Source organism: Paeniglutamicibacter sulfureus, from assembly GCF_039535115.1.
GTDB classification, from domain to species: domain Bacteria; phylum Actinomycetota; class Actinomycetes; order Actinomycetales; family Micrococcaceae; genus Paeniglutamicibacter; species Paeniglutamicibacter sulfureus.
This window is the reverse complement of record NZ_BAAAWO010000001.1, coordinates 1,984,737-2,003,423: the sequence shown is the minus strand read 5'-3', so window position 1 is coordinate 2,003,423 and position 18,687 is coordinate 1,984,737. Positions and strand designations below refer to the sequence as shown.

General features: G+C 68.0%; 18 protein-coding genes. 8 read left to right on the top strand and 10 right to left on the bottom strand.

Annotation, left to right across the window (positions count from 1 at the left end):
* Nucleotides 1-5 precede the first annotated feature (5 nt).
* From ABD687_RS09145 to hrpB, 3 genes are read left to right on the top strand one after another with little or no spacing between them, the layout of a single operon-like run.
* Nucleotides 6-788, top strand: a complete 783-nt coding sequence (locus tag ABD687_RS09145; protein ID WP_302264701.1) for an ABC transporter ATP-binding protein — start codon at nt 6-8, stop codon at nt 786-788.
* Nucleotides 785-1,519 carry an ABC transporter permease gene (locus ABD687_RS09140; RefSeq protein WP_302264705.1) on the top strand — a complete coding sequence of 245 codons (735 nt, stop codon included), beginning with the start codon at nt 785-787 and terminating at the stop codon, nt 1,517-1,519. Before ABD687_RS09145 ends, ABD687_RS09140 begins: the two co-directional genes overlap by 4 nt.
* A gap of 39 nt (nt 1,520-1,558) precedes the next feature.
* Nucleotides 1,559-4,210: an ATP-dependent helicase HrpB gene (gene hrpB / locus ABD687_RS09135; protein WP_310291983.1), complete on the top strand. Its 2,652-nt coding sequence runs from the start codon at nt 1,559-1,561 to the stop codon at nt 4,208-4,210.
* Nucleotides 4,211-4,300: 90 nt separating this feature from the next.
* Here the strand turns inward: hrpB and ABD687_RS09130 are convergent, their stop codons facing one another.
* The gene (locus tag ABD687_RS09130; protein WP_302264709.1) at nt 4,301-5,131 is read right to left on the bottom strand and encodes an SDR family NAD(P)-dependent oxidoreductase; all 831 of its coding nucleotides are present in this window, start codon (nt 5,129-5,131) and stop codon (nt 4,301-4,303) included.
* Between the two features lie 269 nt (nt 5,132-5,400).
* Here ABD687_RS09130 and ABD687_RS09125 point away from each other — a divergent pair, with 269 nt between their 5' ends.
* Complete coding sequence (locus tag ABD687_RS09125; protein ID WP_310291984.1) at nt 5,401-6,315, top strand: intradiol ring-cleavage dioxygenase; 915 nt, start codon at nt 5,401-5,403, stop codon at nt 6,313-6,315.
* 28 nt (nt 6,316-6,343) lie between these two features.
* Here the strand turns inward: ABD687_RS09125 and ABD687_RS09120 are convergent, their stop codons facing one another.
* From ABD687_RS09120 to ABD687_RS09110, 3 genes are all read right to left on the bottom strand, one after another.
* On the bottom strand, nt 6,344-7,576 hold the full coding sequence (locus ABD687_RS09120) for an acyl-CoA dehydrogenase family protein (protein ID WP_264270062.1): 1,233 nt from the start codon (nt 7,574-7,576) through the stop codon (nt 6,344-6,346).
* An 87-nt stretch (nt 7,577-7,663) separates the two neighbouring features.
* Entirely contained in the window at nt 7,664-8,257 is a 594-nt protein-coding gene (locus ABD687_RS09115; protein WP_302264714.1) for a GNAT family N-acetyltransferase, read from the bottom strand.
* Nucleotides 8,258-8,279: 22 nt separating this feature from the next.
* Complete coding sequence (locus ABD687_RS09110; RefSeq protein ID WP_302264715.1) at nt 8,280-8,963, bottom strand: TetR/AcrR family transcriptional regulator; 684 nt, start codon at nt 8,961-8,963, stop codon at nt 8,280-8,282.
* Between the two features lie 201 nt (nt 8,964-9,164).
* Here ABD687_RS09110 and ABD687_RS09105 point away from each other — a divergent pair, with 201 nt between their 5' ends.
* Complete coding sequence (locus tag ABD687_RS09105) at nt 9,165-9,611, top strand: DoxX family membrane protein (protein ID WP_264270059.1); 447 nt, start codon at nt 9,165-9,167, stop codon at nt 9,609-9,611.
* 25 nt (nt 9,612-9,636) lie between these two features.
* Here the strand turns inward: ABD687_RS09105 and ABD687_RS09100 are convergent, their stop codons facing one another.
* The 3 genes from ABD687_RS09100 to ABD687_RS09090 all read right to left on the bottom strand — a co-directional run bounded on the left by ABD687_RS09100 (nt 9,637) and on the right by ABD687_RS09090 (nt 12,993).
* Nucleotides 9,637-11,151: a DHA2 family efflux MFS transporter permease subunit gene (locus ABD687_RS09100; protein ID WP_302264718.1), complete on the bottom strand. Its 1,515-nt coding sequence runs from the start codon at nt 11,149-11,151 to the stop codon at nt 9,637-9,639.
* A 75-nt stretch (nt 11,152-11,226) separates the two neighbouring features.
* A complete protein-coding gene (locus tag ABD687_RS09095) occupies nt 11,227-12,222 on the bottom strand; it encodes a PhzF family phenazine biosynthesis protein (protein WP_302264720.1) in 996 nt (331 codons plus the stop codon).
* A 204-nt stretch (nt 12,223-12,426) separates the two neighbouring features.
* Complete coding sequence (locus tag ABD687_RS09090; protein ID WP_302264722.1) at nt 12,427-12,993, bottom strand: AMIN-like domain-containing (lipo)protein; 567 nt, start codon at nt 12,991-12,993, stop codon at nt 12,427-12,429.
* Nucleotides 12,994-13,176: 183 nt separating this feature from the next.
* On the opposite strand from ABD687_RS09090, the gene ABD687_RS09085 reads away from it, so the two are divergent.
* The gene (locus tag ABD687_RS09085; protein ID WP_310291991.1) at nt 13,177-14,271 is read left to right on the top strand and encodes a mechanosensitive ion channel family protein; all 1,095 of its coding nucleotides are present in this window, start codon (nt 13,177-13,179) and stop codon (nt 14,269-14,271) included.
* A 36-nt stretch (nt 14,272-14,307) separates the two neighbouring features.
* Here the strand turns inward: ABD687_RS09085 and ABD687_RS09080 are convergent, their stop codons facing one another.
* Nucleotides 14,308-14,958 carry a YqaJ viral recombinase family protein gene (locus ABD687_RS09080; RefSeq protein WP_310291993.1) on the bottom strand — a complete coding sequence of 217 codons (651 nt, stop codon included), beginning with the start codon at nt 14,956-14,958 and terminating at the stop codon, nt 14,308-14,310.
* Between the two features lie 201 nt (nt 14,959-15,159).
* Here ABD687_RS09080 and ABD687_RS09075 point away from each other — a divergent pair, with 201 nt between their 5' ends.
* Nucleotides 15,160-16,008 carry a sugar phosphate isomerase/epimerase family protein gene (locus ABD687_RS09075; RefSeq protein WP_310291995.1) on the top strand — a complete coding sequence of 283 codons (849 nt, stop codon included), beginning with the start codon at nt 15,160-15,162 and terminating at the stop codon, nt 16,006-16,008.
* A 61-nt stretch (nt 16,009-16,069) separates the two neighbouring features.
* Here the strand turns inward: ABD687_RS09075 and ABD687_RS09070 are convergent, their stop codons facing one another.
* A complete protein-coding gene (locus tag ABD687_RS09070) occupies nt 16,070-16,330 on the bottom strand; it encodes a thioredoxin family protein (RefSeq protein WP_264270052.1) in 261 nt (86 codons plus the stop codon).
* A gap of 128 nt (nt 16,331-16,458) precedes the next feature.
* Here ABD687_RS09070 and ABD687_RS09065 point away from each other — a divergent pair, with 128 nt between their 5' ends.
* Entirely contained in the window at nt 16,459-17,046 is a 588-nt protein-coding gene (locus tag ABD687_RS09065) for a hypothetical protein (protein WP_310291998.1), read from the top strand.
* A 157-nt stretch (nt 17,047-17,203) separates the two neighbouring features.
* Here the strand turns inward: ABD687_RS09065 and ABD687_RS09060 are convergent, their stop codons facing one another.
* Nucleotides 17,204-18,673 carry an amino acid permease gene (locus ABD687_RS09060; RefSeq protein ID WP_310292000.1) on the bottom strand — a complete coding sequence of 490 codons (1,470 nt, stop codon included), beginning with the start codon at nt 18,671-18,673 and terminating at the stop codon, nt 17,204-17,206.
* Nucleotides 18,674-18,687 lie beyond the last annotated feature (14 nt).

The window sequence follows — 18,687 nt, the reverse complement described above, 5'->3', positions numbered from 1 at the left end:
GGAATATGGAGGAACAGGCGGCGGCTATCTCGATCACCGGATTGAAAGTCATGCGCGGGAAGAACCTTGTCTTGCCCGGCCTTGACCTGCTGGTCCCGCGCGGCGAGGTGGTCGGGCTGCTAGGTCCCAGCGGCTGCGGGAAGTCCACCTTAATGCGCTCGATCGTGGGCACCCAGATCATTTCCGGCGGAGTGGTGAGGGTGCTCGGGGACACCGCCGGGTCCGAAAAGCTGCGCCATCGCGTCGGCTACATGACGCAGGAATCCAGCATCTACGACGACCTGCCGGTGGGCGCGAACCTGTCCTACTTCGCCAAGATCGTCGGTGCCCCGCCCGCCCAGGTTGCCGAAGTCATCGAGCGCACCGACCTGGGATCGGTGGTCAAGTCCATGGCGGCCGACCTCTCCGGCGGACAACGCAGCCGCCTCTCCCTGGCCATCGCCCTTTTGGGAACGCCCGAATTGCTGGTCCTGGACGAGCCCACCGTCGGGCTGGACCCGGTGCTTCGCGTGGCATTGTGGGAACTGTTTGCAGAACTTGCGGCCGAGGGTGTCACGCTGTTGGTCTCCAGCCACGTGATGGACGAAGCCACCCGGTGTGACCGCCTGATCCTGATGCGCGAGGGCGGGATCATCGCCCAGGAAACGCCCGCTGGCCTGCTGGCGCGCACCGGAACCACCAACGCCGAGGACGCCTTCCTGGCGCTGATCCGCGACACACGGGAATCAGGGGCACCAGGCTCCGAACCCCATGCTCCCAAGCACCGCGCCACGGGAGGGACCCCATGAGCATCCCGCGCATCCTGGCCACCACCGCTCGCGTGCTGAACCAGGTGCGCCACGACCACCGCACCCTGGCACTTTTGCTGTTGGTCCCCGCACTGTTGGTCGGCCTGGTCGCCTGGATCTTCACCGACACCCCGGTCTTCGGGAGGATCGGCCCGGCGATGATCGCGCTCTTCCCCTTCATCGTGATGTTCCTGGTCACCTCCATCGCCACGCTCCGGGAGCGGCGCAGTGGCACCCTGGAACGCCTGCTGTCCCTGCCGCTGGGCAAGGCCGACTTCATCCTGGGCTACGCGCTGGCCTTCGGGCTGCTGGCTATCGTGCAGACGGGGATCGCCGTGGGCTTTGCCGTGTGGGTCTGCGGTCTGGAGGTTGCCGGCAGCCTGGGGCTGCTCTTCGCCGTGGCCATCGCCGACGCGTTGCTGGGGACCTCGCTGGGGCTTCTTGCCAGCGCCTTTGCCCGCAGCGAATTCCAGGTCGTGCAGTTCATGCCCGCCTTCGTCTTCCCGCAGGTCCTGCTGGGCGGGATCTTCCTGCCGCGTGGCGAACTGCCCGAGGTCCTGGAGGGCATCGGGGACTGGCTGCCGCTGAGCCACGCCATCGATGCGCTGAACGCGGTGGCCAGGGACGACCAGGACGCCGGCTACATCTGGCTGCGGATCGGGTTCGTTGCCGCGTGGATCCTGGCCGCCATCGTGGTGGGGTCGATGACGCTGCGCCGCCGCACCGCCTGAGAGCGGCAAGGGGGACTGCAACACTGGATAATGAGGCGGGTGAGTACGCAGCGGAACGGCCGGGACAAGCCCCGGCAGGACAATGACTTCGACCTGGCTGCCATCGGGCGGGGGCTGGTCTTTGCCCAATCCCTGCCGGAGCTCGCCAGTGCGCTCGAGGCCGGCGGGGCATCCGGAACCGCCGTCATCCAGGCCCCGCCCGGCACCGGCAAGACCACGCTGGTCCCGCCCCTGGTGGCCAACCTGGTTCGGGCCCGCAACGGGGGAGAAGCACGCATCCTGGTCACCCAGCCGCGTCGGGTCGCTGCCCGCTCCGCCGCCCGCCGCTTGGCATCCCTCGACGGCAGCTCACTGGGCGGCCGCGTGGGATTCACGGTGCGCGGGGAAAACCACGCCGGCCCGGACACCCTGATCGAGTTCGTGACCCCGGGAATCCTGCTGCGCCGGCTGCTGGCCGACCCGGGGCTGGAATCCATTGACGCGGTCGTCATCGACGAGGTGCACGAGCGCGGGCTGGAAACCGACTTGCTGCTGGGCATGTTGCGCGAGGTCCACGAACTGCGCGGGGACCTGGTGCTCGTGGCCATGTCCGCGACCCTCGATGCCCCGCGCTTTGCCCAATTGCTGGGTGATGCCTCGGGTGCGGGCAGTGCCCCGGTCATCGACTGCCCTGCGGCGCTGCACGAGCTGGAAACCCGGTGGGTGCCGGCCGCCGCTCCCCGGCTGACCGACCGCGGGGTCTCGCGCACCTTCCTCACCCACGTGGCAACAACCGCCGCTGCCGCCCATGCCGAGGCGCTGACGCGGGACAAGTCCCTCGACGCGCTGGTGTTTGTTCCCGGTGCCTGGGAAGTGGCCGATGTCGCCGCGCAGCTCCGCACCCGCGCGCCGGGCACCGAGGTGCTGGAGTTGCATGGGCAGGTCGTTCCCGCCCTGCAGGACCGTGCCGTCTCGGGGCGCGAACCCGGGGGAGGGCCCCGCATCATCGTCTCCACCTCGCTGGCCGAGTCCTCGCTCACGGTTCCCGGGGTCCGGCTGGTCATCGACTCGGGCCTGGCCCGGGAGCCGCGCCGGGATGCGGCCCGGGGGATGAGCGGACTTGTCACGGTCTCCGCCTCGCGGGCCGCCGGCATCCAGCGGGCCGGCCGCGCCGCACGCCAGGGGCCGGGCACCGTGGTGCGCTGCTTTGCCGAAAAGAGCTTTGCGGCGGCCCCTGCACATCCGCGGGCCGAGATCACCGTTGCCGACCTCACCTCCGCGGCCCTGGTGCTGGCCTGCTGGGGCGCGCCGGGCGGTGCCGGGATGCACCTGCCCGAGCCCCCGCCTGCATCAAGCCTTGAGGCCGCAACCACGGTGCTGTCCCAGCTCGGCGCGATCGACGAGGCCGGGCACGCCACCGCACTGGGCCGCCGCCTGGCCCTGATTCCGGCCGACCCCCGGCTGGGCCGTGCCTTGCTCGACGGCGCCCCGCGGCTCGGGGCCGGAAACGTCGCACACATCGTTGCCTTGCTGGCCGGGGACTACCGCGCCCAGGCCGCCGACCTCGGCGCGCTGCTGGCGGCCCTGCGCAACGGCAGACACCCGCAGTCCGCCACCTGGAAGCGCGAATGCTCGCGCCTGGAACGGATCGCCGGCCGGGAAGCCCAGGCGCAGCGGCCGCCAGGCACAGCGACGATGCCTTCCTCCGGCACCGAGCTTGGCCTGGTAACAGCCCTTGCCTATCCGGGACAGGTTGCCCGTCGCGTGGACAACGCCACCGGCACCACCTACCTGCTGGCCTCCGGCACCCGCGCGGGCCTGCCCGCCGGAAGCCCTTTGTCACACCACCAGTGGCTGGCGGTCGCCGAGGTGGCACGGGCCGCCGGCCGCGACGCGGCAGGCACCGGCGCGTTGATCCGCGCCGCAGCGCCACTCGACGAGGGCACCGCACTGCTCGCTGCGGCCCACCTGGAAACCGAGACCGTCAACACGGTCTTTGCCAGCGGCAAGCTCTCCGCCCGCAAGGAGCACCGACTCGGGGCCATCGTCCTTTCCAGCACCCCCATGACCCCCACTCGTGCCCAGGGCCGCGCCGCGGTGCTGGACGCCTTGCGCGAGCGCGGGCTCGGCATGCTGAAATTCTCCCCCGCGGCGCAACTGCTGCGCAGTCGGCTGGGAATGTTGCACCGTGAACTCGGGGACCCCTGGCCGGCCATGGACGAGGACTCCCTGCTGGCGGCCGCCGAGAACTGGCTGGCCCCGGAACTCGAGGCGCTCGCCGGAGGGAAGTCCCCGGGTTCCCTGGACCTGGTGGATCCGCTGCGTCGCCTGCTGCCTTGGCCCGAGGCCACCGCCATGGATGAGTTGGTCCCCGAACGCCTCACGGTGCCCAGCGGATCCAGGATCCGCATTGACTACCCGGGAATCGACGAGCCGGAAGCCCCTCCGGTGGTGGCGGTGAAGTTGCAGGAATGCTTCGGACTTGCCACCTCCCCGGCGCTGGTGCGCGGCCGGGTCCCGGTGCTCTTCCACCTGCTCTCCCCGGCTGGTCGACCGCTGGCGGTCACCGACGACCTGGCATCGTTCTGGTCAGGCCCCTACGCCCAGGTGCGCGCGGAAAACCGGGGCCGCTACCCCAAACACCCGTGGCCCGAGGACCCCTGGACCGCACCTGCCACCAAGCACGTCAAAAAGCGGATGGCCGGCGCTTAGGACAAGCGGTTCCGGCGTGGGGGCCGCCGGCGATAGGTTGCCCGTCGGGACGTTCCCGAAAAACCGCGATCGGCGCGGATGCCTGCGGTGTCACGCGATCCCCAGTAGTTTCCCGGACTGGTTCCACAGCGTCTCGGAAAGCGCATCGTCCTTGGCCTGGGGATTGGTCCGGGCCACCTTGCGACGGGAGAAGTATTCGCCCGAAGGCCACGTCCCGCCGCTGCCCTCGTCGGCCAGCCAGATGAGCGTGTCGGCACCCTTCCTGGGCGTTGCGAGTAACTTGGAGATCAGCCTGTTGCCGTAGATGCCCTCCATGGACGTGCCGGGGGAACGGGAGAATCCGGTGCTGACAATCCCGGGGTGGAACGACGCGGAGGCCAGGCCCTTGGAACCGAAACGGCGATGCAGTTCGCGGGTGAACATGATCTGTTCGAGTTTGGCGTTCCCGTAGGCTCTCTTGGGATCGTAGTATCGCTCGGCGTTCAGGTCGGAGAGGTCAACCCTGCCGTACAACCTATTCGCCACGCTGGAGGTGTTGATGACTGCTGCCCGCGAGGCAATGAGCCGGTCAAGAAGCAGCCGGGTCAGTAGAAATGGGGCAAGGTAGTTGACCTGGAAGGTCATTTCGAACCCGTCGCCGGTCGACTGGCGGGCCGGGGTAAAGATGCCGCCGGCGTTGTTCGCCAGTACGTCAATCCGCGGGTACTTCTGAAGCAGTTGCACCGCGAGACCCCGGACTTCATCGAGATCGGAGAAGTCGACGAGGAAGTGATCGGCCTGGATTTCCCGGGCAATGGCTGCGGTCCTTTCCCGGTTCCGGCCCACCACGACCATTTCGTGTCCCAGACGGCTGAGCGCGCGTGCGGCTTCGGCACCGATCCCGTCGCTTGCGCCGGTGATGACGATCGTTTGACGACGCATGCGGGTGCCTTTCGAAACAGGTAGCGGGACAACTCCTCCGTGAAGCCTACGCGGGCCGGGTCGGCGCAGATCGACCTCAACACGCAATACATGTGATGCGCAACGTGGGGCGGGCGGCTACGAGGCTCCCGGTGGAGGCGCAATGGTCTTCCCGGCGTGGCCGCACATGGGCCGGCGATGGCTTCGCCACAGCAGCGCCATGGGGCGGAGGCCTACTGTAGGAATCCAAGGCACCAACCAGGATTCACGAGCGAGCGAGGAACGACGCCATGGAACAGCACCAGCAGCACCAGAGGCCGGGCGCCGGCCACCCGGCCTACAAGAGCCGGAGTCTTCCGCGGCCCCACCAGGATCTCGAGGACCAGGGACTCGGGTTCGATGTGCAGACGCTCATCGGGCGCCGCGGTGCGCTCAAGGCCTTCGGCGTTGGCGCCCTGGCACTGGGCCTGGCCGCGTGCACCGCCATCACCAACGACGCATCCACCGGCACCTCTGCGGGAGAGATCCCCGACGAGACGGCCGGGCCCTACCCGGGGGACGGATCAAACGGGCCGGACGTGCTGGAACAAAGTGGCATCGTGCGCCGCGACATCCGCTCGAGTTTCGGGGACGCCAACGGAACCGCGGAAGGCGTTGCCCTGGACCTGGAACTGAACATCAAGGACCTGGCCAACGGCGGCGCGGCATTTGCCGGCGTTGCCGTCTACGTCTGGCAATGCGACAGGGACGGGAACTACTCGATGTACACCCCGGCAGCCGAGCAGGAAAACTACCTGCGCGGGGTGCAGGTAGCCGATGCGGAGGGCACAGTGCGCTTCACCAGCGTCTTCCCTGCCTGCTACCCCGGACGCTGGCCCCACATCCACTTCGAGGTCTACCCGGATGCCGCATCGATCACCGACTCCGCCCAGGCGATCGCCATCTCCCAGGTGGCGTTGCCCCAGGACGTTTCGGACGCCGTGTACGCGACTGACGGCTACGCGAATTCGGTGCGGACCTTGGCACGGTTGTCGCTGGAAAGCGACAACGTCTTCGGTGACGACGGCGGAGCCAGCCAATTGGCGACTGTCACGGGGGAGACCGTCGCCGGCTACAAGGCAGTGCTGGACGTGGGCGTTGATACCAGCACCGCACCCGCCGCCGGGGCGATGCCTCGCGGCACCCCGCACGGAGGCAACGGCTAGGAAACAGGGGAGAGACCTGCGCCGCGGCCTAGGCGAAGGCCGAGATCCCGGTGATCGAGCGCCCGATGATCAACGCCTGGACGGTCTCGGTGCCCTCATAGGTGTGGATGGCCTCGATGTCGGCAATGTGCCGCGCCACCCGGTTCTTGAGCAGGATGCCGTTGCCGCCGAGCAGGTCGCGGGCGTTGGACGCGATGCCGCGGGCCAGCCGCGTGCAGGTGAACTTCGCCAGCGATGCCTGCACCGGGGTCAGGGTTCCCGCCTCCTCGCGTCGGGTGGCCTGCATGACGGTGAGCTGCATGGTGGCAAGCTCGGAATGCATGCGGGCCAGGCGTTCCTGCACGATCTGGCTGGCCGCAAGCGGCCGGCCGAATTGGATGCGCTGGGCCGCGTACTGCACGGCCGTCTCGTAGCAGGCGGTGGCGTGGCCCACGGCGGACCAGGCGACGCCCAGGCGCGTGGCGAAGAGGACCTTGGAGGTGTCCTTAAAGCTGTTGGCCCCGGGCAGCACATGCGAGTCCGGGACAAAGACGTTCTCCATGCGGATGTGCGCCTGCCAGATGGCGCGCAGGGACAGCTTGCCCTCGATGGTGGTGCCTGTGTAGCCCTCCCACTCCTGCTGCACGATGAAGCCGCGGACCTTGTTCTCTTCGTCGCGCGCCCAGACGATGGTGATTCCGCCGGTGGAGCCGTTGCCGATCCACTTCTTTTCGCCGCTGATCCGGTAGCCGCCCGCAACGCGCACGGCGCGGGTCTCCAACGACACCGAGTCCGAGCCGTGGGTGGGTTCGGTGAGCGCGAAGGCACCGAGCACTTCGGCATTGGCAAGCTTCGGGCCCCAGTGGGCGATCTGCCCGGGGGAGCCGCACTCGGTGATCGAGCGCAGGGCCAGCCCGGCCTGCACCGCGGCAATGGTGCCCACCGATCCATCGGCGCGGGAGAGCTCCATGTTCACCAGGCCGGCCGCCAGCACGCTCATTTGCGGGTAGCCCTCAAGCTCCAGCCCATCGCGCAGCAGGTCCAGCTCGCCCAGGCGCTTGGCCAGATCCAGCGGGTAGTCGGACTTGTCCCAGTACCCGTCGATGACGGGGCGCACCTCGTCCAGGCCGAACTTCCGTGCCCTGTCCCAGTAAACGCGATCCTCCGCATTGACATCCTCGAAGAGGCCTGCCGGATCGACATCCACCTCGCCCCAGAGCTCGTACTCCGGTTCAACGACACCGGAAGGAAAATCGGTGTTCAGGCTGGCTTCAATGCTCATGGCGGAGTGGTGCCCTTTCGTCGGCGGCGGGAATGTCGCTAAGGCACCAGCATACTGGAACTCAGTTTCAGGTCAAGAAACTCCGGTTCAGGCATTTTGTGTGGCGCGCCACTGGTCCGCAAGCAGCGCGTAGGCGTATCCGTCCTTCCAGGTGCCGTCGCGGTGCAGGGCGCCGGCTACCAGGTGGCTTTCGCGGCGCATCCCTACGCGTTCCATGAGCCGCCACGAGGGCTCGTTGGCGGCAAAGCAGCGGGCATGGACCCGGCGCAGGCCCAGGTCGGCGAAGCAAAGGCGCAACAGGAAGGACACCGCCTCGGTGGCAAGCCCGCGCCCGCCGGCCGCCGGGTCCAAGGACCACCCGAGCTCCGCCTCGGTCCCCGCTGCCAGGTGCGCGACCTCTCGCTGGGACCACGCGTCCCCGAGGCGAACCACCGCTTCCCCGACGACGGTGCCGCCGGATTCCATGACGAGTCTGTCTCGCAGGTGCGCCGGGTCGGTAAAGGAGCGGCGGTAGTCCGGAAGGTCGTTCCAGGCAGAGGTGACCCAGCGGGAGGACTCCGGAAGCCGGCGGTAGGCCCAAGTGGCCTCGGCATCCGATGCGGCGGCGGGGCGCAGCACGAGCCGTTCGGTCGCCCGCGGCCAGCCGGGGAGGGAATGTAGCCTCGAGTGTGGGGGTTCCACCGCAGGGTGCCTCGCGTCCGGCCTAGCCGTTCGCGCGGTTCAGGGCATCGCGGACCTGGGACAGCACCGACTCGGTGTCCGGGGTGCCGCCGGCAATGGTGATGACCACCGTCGTCGGCTCGGGTGCGGGTGTCGATTCCTGCGGCTCGAGCACCGGGGTGAACACCGATCCCAGGGCCAGCAGCTCGCGCTCCAGGTCGGGACGGCGGGTGTCTTCCGGGTGGCGCAGCCAGCGGCGCAGGTGGTCGTTGTGGACCGAGACCACCCCGGAGGCAAACGCGATGGACATGGCCCGCCCGTTGGGCAGCGAGTACAACCCGCGGTCACGCAGGTGGTTGCGGAACACCCGCTCGTAGCGGTGGATCGAGACCAGCTCGCGGTCGCGCAGGGAGGGCACGTCAAGCAACAGCCGGTGGCGCAAGCCAGCGGCCTCGGGCCTGGCGGTGTGCTGGTCGAAGACGGTCAACCCCGCGTGCACCAGCGAGGCCACGGGGCCGGCCGAGGAGGTGGCAAGCACCGTTTCAAGGTGGTGGATGATGGTTTCCATGTCCGCGAAGACCATTTCCTCCTTCGAGCCGAAGCGCCGGAAGAAGGTGGAACGAGAGATGCCCGCAGCCTGTGCCAGCGAGTCGACGCTGGTGGCGTCGAAGCCCTTTTCCACGAGCAGGCGCAGCGCGGCATCGGGAACCGCGGAGGAGGTGATCATGCACGCGAATCTAGCATGCCGCCGGTTTCTCCCGCCCCCGATTGGACTCCGCATTGCGCGAATGTGTCACAGCCCATAGAGCATGCGGTCCCCGGACCTTGTCCCGCGCCACACCGGGGAAGCTATAGCCGTGGCGGAGCGCCAAACCATAGGGTGGGTTAACGAATACCACCACAGCGACCCACGACCAGGAGAAAAACCATGGGCTTCAGCATTGCCAACACCGCACTACGACTCGTCTCGGGCGCCTACATCCTCAACAGCGGCATCGGCAAGCTGCGCATGGACGCCGAATCCGCCGAGGGCCTGCAGTCCATGGCCTCCAATGCCATCCCGCAGGTCGAAAAGGTCGAACCAGCCGTCTTCGGCAAGGCGCTGGCCTTCGGGGAGATCGCCGTGGGCTCAGCCCTGCTGACCCCGTTCATCCCCTCGCGACTGGCCGGCCTTGGACTGGGTGCCTTCGCGGCCGGACTGGTCGCCACTTACCTGAAGACCCCGGGACTGACCGAGTCCGACGGCATCCGCCCCACGCCCAACGGCGTCCCGATGGCCAAGGACCTCTGGCTGGCCGGCATCGCCGCGGCCCTGGTCTTCGGCCGCGGCAAGGCGAAGACCAAGATCAAGGAAGTCACCGCGAAAAAGAAGTAGCGCCACGCCCGCAAGGGCGCGCGGATCAGTTGCTGCGCGCGCCCTTGCGGAACAACGCCGCCAGCAGGGCAGCTGCCATGGCCACGATGCCCGGCAGCAACAGCGCCTGGCCCAGCGCCAGCGAGAAGGCCTGATGCAGGAATTCGGGCACCGCTGCCCCGGTTCCCGGCTCGGCCAGGGAACCGCTCACCACGGAGGCAGGTCCGTCGGCAGCCAGTGCGGCAACGGCCTTTTCCGACTCCACGGCAATGCGCGATTCCATCATCAGCGCGATCAATGCCGAACCCAGCACCGCGCCGACCTGCCGGGTGGTGTTGTACACCCCGGATCCGGCCCCGGCGTCAGCCTGGCCCAGGTCGCGGGTGGCGGTCAGCGAAACCGCGGGCCAGATCATGGCCGAGCCCAGCCCCATGAACACCGGTGGAAGCAACAGCAGCCAGAACGGGGTGTCGGCCCGCAGCATCAGCCCGTAGACCGTGATCGAGGCGCCAAAGAGGAAGAAGCCGGGGATCGCGAAGTACTTGGCCTCGATTTTGCCGACGTTCTTGCCGACCACCGGGGCCAGCGCGCCTGCCACCACGGCCATGGGCGCGAGCATGAGCGCGGAAAGCGTCGGGGTGAGTCCGCGCACCGACTGCAGGTAGAGGATCATCGGGAAGCTCATGGCGGTGATGGACAGCCCCATGAAGGCGATGGCGATGTTGGCCAGCGAGAAGTTCCTGTCCCTGAACAGGACCAGTGGTACCAGCGGCTCGGCCCGGTTGGCGCCCTGCCACCAGATGAACAGCCCCAGCAGCACGGCCCCGCCGATGATCAGTTGCCACGAGCCGATGGGCCCGATGAACGGTCCCCAATCGTGCGTGTTGCCTTCCTGGATTCCGAAGACCAGCGCGAACATCGCCACGGCGCTCAATCCCACGCCCAGCCAGTCGAAGGAGTGGGAGTGGCGCGGAAGTTCGGGCACCTTGGCCAACACGCGCCAGATGGCGATGATGCCCACCGGCACGTTCACGAAGAAGATCCATTCCCAGCCCAGCGTGTCGACGAACACGCCGCCGGCGATCGGGCCGACCAGCGTGGCAAGGCCTGCCACCGCGCCCCACACGCCCATGGCGGCGCCGCGGCGGGCGTAGGGGAACATGCGGGTAATGAACGTCATCGTCTGCGGGCTCATCATCGAGGCGCCCAGGCCCTGGACCACGCGTGCAACGATCAGCGTGGTGATGTCGGGAGCCAGCCCGCACCACAGCGAGGCCGCGGTGAAGACGATGAGGCCGATGAGGTAGATGGTGCGCGGGCCGAACCTGTCCCCGAGGCGCCCGGTGATCAGCAGCGGCACCGCGAACGCCAGCAGGTAGGCGCTGTTGACCCAGATGACCCCGTTGATGTCGGTGTCCAGCCCCTTCATGATGGCAGGCATCGCGGTGGAGACGATGGTCGAGTCAAGCAGGATCATGAAGAAGCCGATGACCAGCGCCCACAGGGCACCCCAGGCAAGTTTGTCCTGCTGGGTTTCCGTCACGCGTTGGTTCACATTCACCGCCCGAGCCTACTCCGGGTCGCCAAGGTAATACAGGGTATTGAGCCCCACCTCACACTGCACTGTTTTTTGCGTCTAGGGGAGGTTGACGACGCCGTCGATGCAAGTCACCGAGTGCCCGGCAATCCATACGCCTGCAGCGTCGGATTCCACGTGCAGGATCGCCGAGCGGCCCAGGCGGGTTCCCTGGCGCACGGTGTAGGAGGCCGGGGCCAGCCCGGACCCGGTGAGCCACACGCCGAAGCCGGCATTCAGGGAACCGGTCGCAGGGTCTTCCTGAAGGCCCTCGCCGGGGCAGAAGGCCCGCACCTCGTAGTCGGCCGGCGCGCCGGTGACCACGTTGCGGAAGCGCTGGGCGCCGCGGCGCTCGTCGGCCGCCGATACCGGGCTCAATTCCTCCCGCGCCCCGGCCGGCCGGGCCTCGGGTACATTCGGGTCGTAGGAACGGGCGGGAACGCCGCCGACGGTGTGCGGGGCGATGACCCCGATCTCCAGCCCGGCCAGGGCCGTGTAGTCGGGCTCCAGCGAAAGCACCAGGTCCGCATCGCGCAGCAGCAATCCCGCCCAGTTGGGCCCGTTGGCCACCCACTGGTGCGCCAGCACGTCCTCGCGTGCCAGGCCGAGTCCGCCCAGCGCCCATTCCAGCACGTCGTCCTCGAGCTCGCCGGTGCGGACCATGGGCGGGGCCTTGAACGCCAGGGACTCGGGGTCCTCGGGGTGCTCGCCGGGGACGCGGCGGACCTCGATGAGCCCGGCCCCGCATTCCTGGACCAGCCCGGCGGGGTTCTTGGGCTCCCCTCCGGCCTCCAGCCAGGCGTGCGCCGCACCCAGGGTGGGGTGCCCGGCAAAGGGCAGTTCCGTGGTGGTCGTGAAGATCCGCGCCCGGTAGTCGGCATCCGGATGCGTGGCCGGCAGCAGGAACACCGTCTCGGCGAGGTTGGTCCAATTGGCGAAGCCCAGCATCTGGGCATCGCTGAGTCCCTCGCCGTCAAGCACCACGGCCAGGCCGTTGCCGGTGTAGGGGGAGGATGCGAAGACATCTACTTGCTTGTATGGGCGGGCAATACTCATGCATGAATCGTGTCATATCCGCCGGTGCGGCGTCCCGGATGACGTTGTTTTGTCATCCAACACCGCTCTCGCGTGGGCCTTGCGTCCCTTGTTGGGGTGCCGGTCCGGCTCCGGGCCGTGGCAACGCGGGCAGGGAAAGGGCACCGGTCCCGCGCCACGAAGCCGTGGTGCCGAACCGGTGCCCGCAGGTGTTCCCGCGCTCCGCTACCAGCGATGGGCCACGTCGATCACCAGGCGGCTGGTTCTCCCGTCGGCGGCGGTGAGGACGAAGGTGCGGAACGGAAGCCGGGCGCGGACGCCCAGGCCGAAGGAGGTCTGCCCCTCCAAACTGCCCAGGTAGGCGACTTGGCGGAAGGTGGTGTAGCCGGAAACGTTCTTGGCGTTGGTCCGGTTGGCCGGGTTGTAGGTGGGGGTGCCGGAGCTCGTGTAGGCGGGTGCCTTCACGATGATGCGCAGGTCGGCGGCGCCTGCAAGCGGGACATGCTTGCCCTGGCCCTCGGTGAAGACGGCGTTGACGTAGCGCACGTCGTAGCCCTTGACCTTGCCCTTGAGGTCGATGACCATCCGGTCATAGCAGGTGTGGCGGCCGGTGCGGACGTTGGTGATGGTGGCGGACGAGTATGCGGCGACGGAGTCGGCGAGTGAGCCCCAGGTGATGCCGCAATAGGGGGCGGTGGCCGCCGTGGCGGTCGCCGCAGGGGAAACGGGGGAGATGCCGAGTCCCGCGATGAGTAGTGCACCGGCGATGCCGGCGGTGATCCTGGATTTCATGGTGTGCCTCGCTAAGGGCGGAAAATGCGGGTGGAGGGGGTGGTGAGATCAGCTTGCGCGCCGGGAAACCGCCTCGCAAGGGGGTTTACGCACAATCCATGCCATTGCAACCCAGAGGAGATATGACCGACGTGGTGGGGCGATATCCAGCCGGCACCCAAGGGCGTGTGACAACCTTGTGAGATGCAGATCTTTGCCACCGGAAAATTGGACGACGCCCTGAACGAGGCCGTGCAGAACACGAACGCATTACCCGATGCCATTCGGCCCTGGGTTGTGGTTGCGATCGGGTTACTGTCCGCGATCGTTATCACCGTGGTCCTGTCCTTCATTCTCAAGCGGCTGCTGCGCCGGATCCAGGGACTTCCTCCCGAACGCACCCTGCGACGCGCGCCGTTGCTGTTCACCCTGGCCTTTGCCTTCACCAAGGTCGCGGTGGGAGTGGGCTTTGCCCCGAGCCAATGGGTCACCATCTGGCAGTTCCTGCTCTTGCTGGGGCTGATCAGCTCCATCGCGTGGTTGCTGATCGTCGTGATAGGCGTCTTCGAGGACATCGTCCTGGCCAGGTACCGCGGGGACGACGGGAATCCCCGGCGTCTGGCCAAGATCCAGACGCAAGTCGGATTGCTGCGCAGGGTGGTCACCGCGTTGATCATCACCCTGGCGCTGGCAGGGGCCCTGCTCACGATTCCCGAGGTCAGGGCGCTGGGAGCCGGCCTGCTGGCCTCCGCCGGCCTGATTTCCGTGGTCGCGGCGCTCGCCGTGCAGTCCTCCCTGGCCAACGTCTTTGCGGGGCTGCAGATCGCCTTCACGGACGCGATTCGGGTCAACGACACCGTGGTGGTGGAGACCCAGCGCGGAACCATCGAGGAAATCACGCTGACCTACGTGGTGGTGCTGCTGCTGGACGGGCGACGGATGATCATCCCCTCGACCCACTTCACCACGACCCCGTTTGAGAACTGGTCGCGCCGCAGTACCGAGATCAGCGGCTTCGTTCTACTGGATTTGAACTGGAACGCACCCATCGAGCACCTGCGCACCCGCACCCAGCAATTGCTTGCCTCGACGGATTTATGGGACGGACGCATCGGGGACCTGAACGTGACAGATGCCATCGGAGGAATCCTTAAAGTCACGATTGGTGTCAGCGCAAGGAACCCCGGGGACCTGTACGACCTGCGCAACTACGTCCGCGAGCACCTGATTGCCGAGCTCGGCAAGGACTACCCCGACGCACTGCCCAAGCCAGTGATGCCCGGTGCCGCCCCGGCCTGACCCGCAGCCCCATCATCAGGGGCCGGGGAACAATGCTCAGAGGTACAGCGCGGCGGGCCCATAGTCGGCGCGCGCGCGGGCCGCGGCCGTGCGTTCGCGCAGGACCGCCACCATCTCGTCGGCCTTGGCAATCAGGTCCCTGATCGCCGCGTCGTCCCGGTCAACCCAGCGGGTCAGCGGTTCGGCATGCGTCGGGACGAAGTCCTTGTGCGGCTCCCAGACAAAAAGCGTGCGTTCGGCGCCGAGCACGTATTGCTGCCAGAACACCTGGCGCAGGTAGTTGCGCGGAATCGTCTTGAACGGCTTGTTGGTGGTCTTGATTTCCGCAAGCTCCACCCGGCCTGTCTCGCGGATGCCCAACCCGTCGGGCGTGGCGAGGTGGATGTGGTTCTCCGCCGCGTGGAAGAGCTGGCTGGAGGGAAGGATCCCGAAGTTCTCCTGCACCCACGCGGCGATCACTGGTTCGCGGGACCGACCGTGGTCGGTGTAGGGGTTCCCGCCGAAGCCCGAGCCGTGCAGCTTGTCCCAGGCCGCCGACTGGATGGACTTCGGGGTGGAAAGCTTGGCCACGTCGGTGGCGGTGATGCCCTGCGAACGGGCCCGCAGCCATGCGATCCGGTCCGAGGAATCGGCGACGATCCGTTGCAGGCAGGCGGCGGGGGCGGGTTCAACAGGCGAGGGGATCACCGACCCATTCTTCACAATAAAACCCCGCACCGCGAACCGGCGGCGCGCCGCGTATCGGCGGGCGGGGTCCCGGGCGATGTGCACCGCCCCGCACTGGCAGGGGCAACCGGCCGGACGTAGCATGGGCACCAAGGGCTTCGGCGCACGTTCCGCGCGCCCGGGGCAATCGATACGCAGGCCAACGGCAGGGGAGCAGGAACCATGGAACGCACGTTGGGCGTGAGTACCCGGTTGTGGACCCGGCGGCTGGACGACGCCTCCCTCGCGGAACTGGCCGCCCACGCAGCGGCCCTGGGGTTCGGCGCCATCGAGTTGCCGCTGGAAAACCCCGGCGACTGGGACCCGGCCGCCGCCCGGGAGGTCCTCGCCGGCCACGGGCTGGCCCCGGTGGTGATCGGGGTGATGACCCCGTTGCGCAACCTGGTCTCCGCCCCGGCAGCGGAAATCGCCGCCACCGGGCATTACCTGGCGCAGTGCATCGACGTGGCCGCGGAGCTCGGCGCCGACACCGTGGCCGGGCCGCTCCACGCCTCCACCGGGCGCACCTGGACGATGACCGGGGCCGAGCGCGAGCACGCCTACCTCCAGCTGCGCACCAACCTCGCCCCGTTGGTCGACCGTGCGGTGGCGCGCGGAGTCACCCTGGCCATCGAGCCGCTGAACCGCTACGAAACCAGTTTCATCAACACCGTCGACCAGGCCTTCGACGCCCTCGAACCGCTGCTGGGACCGGGCCTCGGCATGCTCCTTGACACCTACCACCTGAACATCGAGGAAGGGAACATCGCCGCCTCGGTGGCCCGCGCCATGGGCCACATCGCCCATGTGCAGGTCAGCGGCAACAACCGGGGAGCCGTCGGGGCCGACCACTTCGACTTCAACGCCTTCATCCACGCCCTGGACCTGGCCGTCTACACCGGGCCGCTGTGCGTGGAGTCCTTCGCGCCGGGCAGCGCGCACACCTGGCGCCCGCTGGCCAGCAGCCAGGATGCGCTAGCCTCGGACTCCCTCGGATACCTGCGCAACCTTCAGCTTGGCGGGCTGCGCTAGCGCCCTTCGACCGCCTCCGGGTGCGGGAGGAGCCGACCCGGGCCCCGGCGCGGAGCCGGTGCTAGTCCAGGGCCAGCGCGGCGGCGGCCAGCACCTGCTGCACGCTGGGCACCCCGGAGGCCCGGAACACCTCGGTGCCCTCGCGAAGCACCACCAGCGTGGGAGTCGAGACGATGCCGGAGGACTCGGACTCCCCGAGGTTCGAGGGCACGTCGACTTCCCGGAAGCGGGCCTGAGGCAGCAGTTTTTCGGCGTTCCCGAGGACGGAACGGGCACGCACGCAGGGTGCGCAGAAGGCGGAGGTGTAAAGAACGAGTTCCATCACCTGGGTACAACCCACGCCGGGCGAGTTCGATTCCCGTCCATGCCCATGGGGCGGCCCGGTCATTGTGCCCGAGGTCGCCACGGAGGATCATCGTGGCCACCATCAATGGAACAGGGCGAGGACCGATGCGAAGCATAATCCTGGGAGCAGCAGCCGGACTGAGGTGGTCGGCGACGATGCGCATGTACATGGGGAACCTCGTCGGGGACGCCTCGCGCGTCAATCCCCGGAACACCATCGTCGGGATCATGCTTCCCGGGGCCATCACGGGCGCGATGCTGGCGCACAGCGCCGACCTGCGGGCGGGGGACCCCGAACGAAATCTGGACCGGTTCTCGGCCAGCCCGCTGGTCTTCGCAGCTTGCACGCTGCCGCTTCCCGGGCTCATGCGCAAACTTCTTGAAACGGGCGAGGGATCCAACGCCATCGCCACACCCCTGTTTGGCATGGCCGGAGGAATGGTGCTGGCCGGCCGCGGCCCGCTCTGGGGGCGTATAGCGGCGGGCACGATCGTTGCGGGGCACATTCCGCTGCTGGCCGCGATGGGTCCGAAGTTTTTCATGACGTCCCCGCCCACCGGGCGCGACCGCGTGGGGTTCGCCGTGAACACCCTCATCTACGGCGCCTGCATGGCGGCCTTGGCCGCTGCCTGCTCCATACCGTTGCGCCGTGGCCGTCCGGTCCCGGGCGGTCCGGTCCAGCCGATGCCCTAAGCCCCCGCCACGGATCTCCGGCCCTGGCAGGAGATGGGCGTTGAACCCGTCACCATCGGCTCCGATGCCCGGTTGCGTGGTTCTGGAAAGCTCCTGGCGCGACCTGCACAAGTCCGCCACACCGCTGCCCAGGCAGCGGTGTGGCGGGGTGAGTCACCTAGTTTTTCCGGAGCATGTCCCAGTTGGCGGCAAGCTTCGAGTTGCGGCGCCCGTAGCCGAGGTAGATCGCGGCGCCGATGACCATCCACACCGCGAAGACCACCCAGGTGCCCACCCCGAGGTTGAGCATCAGGTAACCGCAGAAGAGGATCGCGAGGATCGGGGTCAGGGGGTAGAGCGGAACCTTGAAGGTGCGCGGCAGCTGAGGCTGCGTCCGGCGCAGGAAGATCACCGCAAGGGAGACCAACGAGAACGCGAAGAGTGTGCCGATGGACGTGGCATCGGCCAGCTGGCCCAGCGGCACCAATCCGGCCACCAGGGCCACCACGCCGCCGGTGATCCAGGTCCCCGCCACCGGGGCCCCGTTGCGCGGGGAGATGCGGCCGAAGACCTTCGGGACCATGCCGTCGCGGCTCATCGCCACCAGGATGCGGGTCTGCCCGTAGAGCACCGTGATCACGATGGAGACGATGGCCAGCACGGCGCCGGCGGCAAAGAGCAGCGCCACCCAGCCCTGGCCGGTGACTTCCTCGAGCAGCTGCACCAGCGCCGCTTCCTTGCCTTCGAACCAGGTCCACTGGCGGGCGCCGATCGCGGCGATGGCCACCAGGATGTACAGGGAGGTGATGATGACCATGGACAGCACGATGGCCCGCGGCAGGTCGCGTTGCGGGTTTTTTGCTTCCTCGCCGGCCGTGGAGGCGGCATCGAAGCCGATGTAGGAGAAGAACAGGCGGGCTGCGGCCGCTGAGACCCCGGCGGTGCCCATCGGCAGCAGCGGGTCGAAGTTCCCGGAGGTGAAGGCGCTGAAGGCGATGACGATGAAGAAGAGCAGCACCGCGATCTTGATGAACACCAGCACGGTGTTGACCATTGCGGATTCCTTGGTGCCGCGCACCAGCAGCACCGTGGCGAACAGAACGATCAGCAGGGCCGGGATGTTGAACACGCCGCCATCGGACCCCGGGGGATTGGTCAGTGCCGCGGGCAGGCCCACGCCCAGCGAACGGGCCATCTCATTCAGGTATTCGCCGGCTCCCACCGCAATCGCCGCGACGGAGACAGCGTACTCGAGCACCAGGCACCACCCGCAGATCCAGGCCAGGCCTTCGCCCATGGTCGCGTAGGTGTAGGTGTAGCTCGACCCGGAAACGGGGACCGCGCCGGCCATTTCCGCGTAGGAGAGCGCCGCGAAGAGTGCGGCGAGCCCGGCGATGGCGAAGGAGATCCACACCGCAGGCCCGGCCATCGGCACCGAGGAGGAGAGCACCACGAAGATGCCGGTGCCCAGGGTGGCGCCGACGCTGATCATGGTCAGGTGCAGCAGCCCGAGCGTGCGGCGCAGCTTGGGTCCGTCGCCGGTTCCGTTGCCTGCCTCGGCGATGAAGGACTCGATGGGCTTGCGGGCTCCCAGTTGCTGGCGAAGCGTCGGACGCGTCGTGCCCGGTGCGATGTTGTGCGTGGTCATGTAGGCAATTTTTG

Excerpts from the sequence above, each read along its gene's own strand:
- ABD687_RS09145 (WP_302264701.1), top strand. The coding sequence starts at position 6 with ATGGAGGAACAGGCGGCGGCTATCTCGATCACCGGATTGAAAGTCATG.
- ABD687_RS09140 (WP_302264705.1), top strand. The coding sequence starts at position 785 with ATGAGCATCCCGCGCATCCTGGCCACCACCGCTCGCGTGCTGAACCAG.
- ABD687_RS09130 (WP_302264709.1), bottom strand. The coding sequence starts at position 5,131 with ATGCGTCGTCAAACGATCGTCATCACCGGCGCAAGCGACGGGATCGGT.
- ABD687_RS09125 (WP_310291984.1), top strand. The coding sequence starts at position 5,401 with ATGGAACAGCACCAGCAGCACCAGAGGCCGGGCGCCGGCCACCCGGCC.
- ABD687_RS09120 (WP_264270062.1), bottom strand. The coding sequence starts at position 7,576 with ATGAGCATTGAAGCCAGCCTGAACACCGATTTTCCTTCCGGTGTCGTT.
- ABD687_RS09110 (WP_302264715.1), bottom strand. The coding sequence starts at position 8,963 with ATGATCACCTCCTCCGCGGTTCCCGATGCCGCGCTGCGCCTGCTCGTG.
- ABD687_RS09105 (WP_264270059.1), top strand. The coding sequence starts at position 9,165 with ATGGGCTTCAGCATTGCCAACACCGCACTACGACTCGTCTCGGGCGCC.
- ABD687_RS09095 (WP_302264720.1), bottom strand. The coding sequence starts at position 12,222 with ATGAGTATTGCCCGCCCATACAAGCAAGTAGATGTCTTCGCATCCTCC.
- ABD687_RS09090 (WP_302264722.1), bottom strand. The coding sequence starts at position 12,993 with ATGAAATCCAGGATCACCGCCGGCATCGCCGGTGCACTACTCATCGCG.
- ABD687_RS09085 (WP_310291991.1), top strand. The coding sequence starts at position 13,177 with ATGCAGATCTTTGCCACCGGAAAATTGGACGACGCCCTGAACGAGGCC.
- ABD687_RS09075 (WP_310291995.1), top strand. The coding sequence starts at position 15,160 with ATGGAACGCACGTTGGGCGTGAGTACCCGGTTGTGGACCCGGCGGCTG.
- ABD687_RS09070 (WP_264270052.1), bottom strand. The coding sequence starts at position 16,330 with ATGGAACTCGTTCTTTACACCTCCGCCTTCTGCGCACCCTGCGTGCGT.
- ABD687_RS09065 (WP_310291998.1), top strand. The coding sequence starts at position 16,459 with ATGCGAAGCATAATCCTGGGAGCAGCAGCCGGACTGAGGTGGTCGGCG.
- ABD687_RS09060 (WP_310292000.1), bottom strand. The coding sequence starts at position 18,673 with ATGACCACGCACAACATCGCACCGGGCACGACGCGTCCGACGCTTCGC.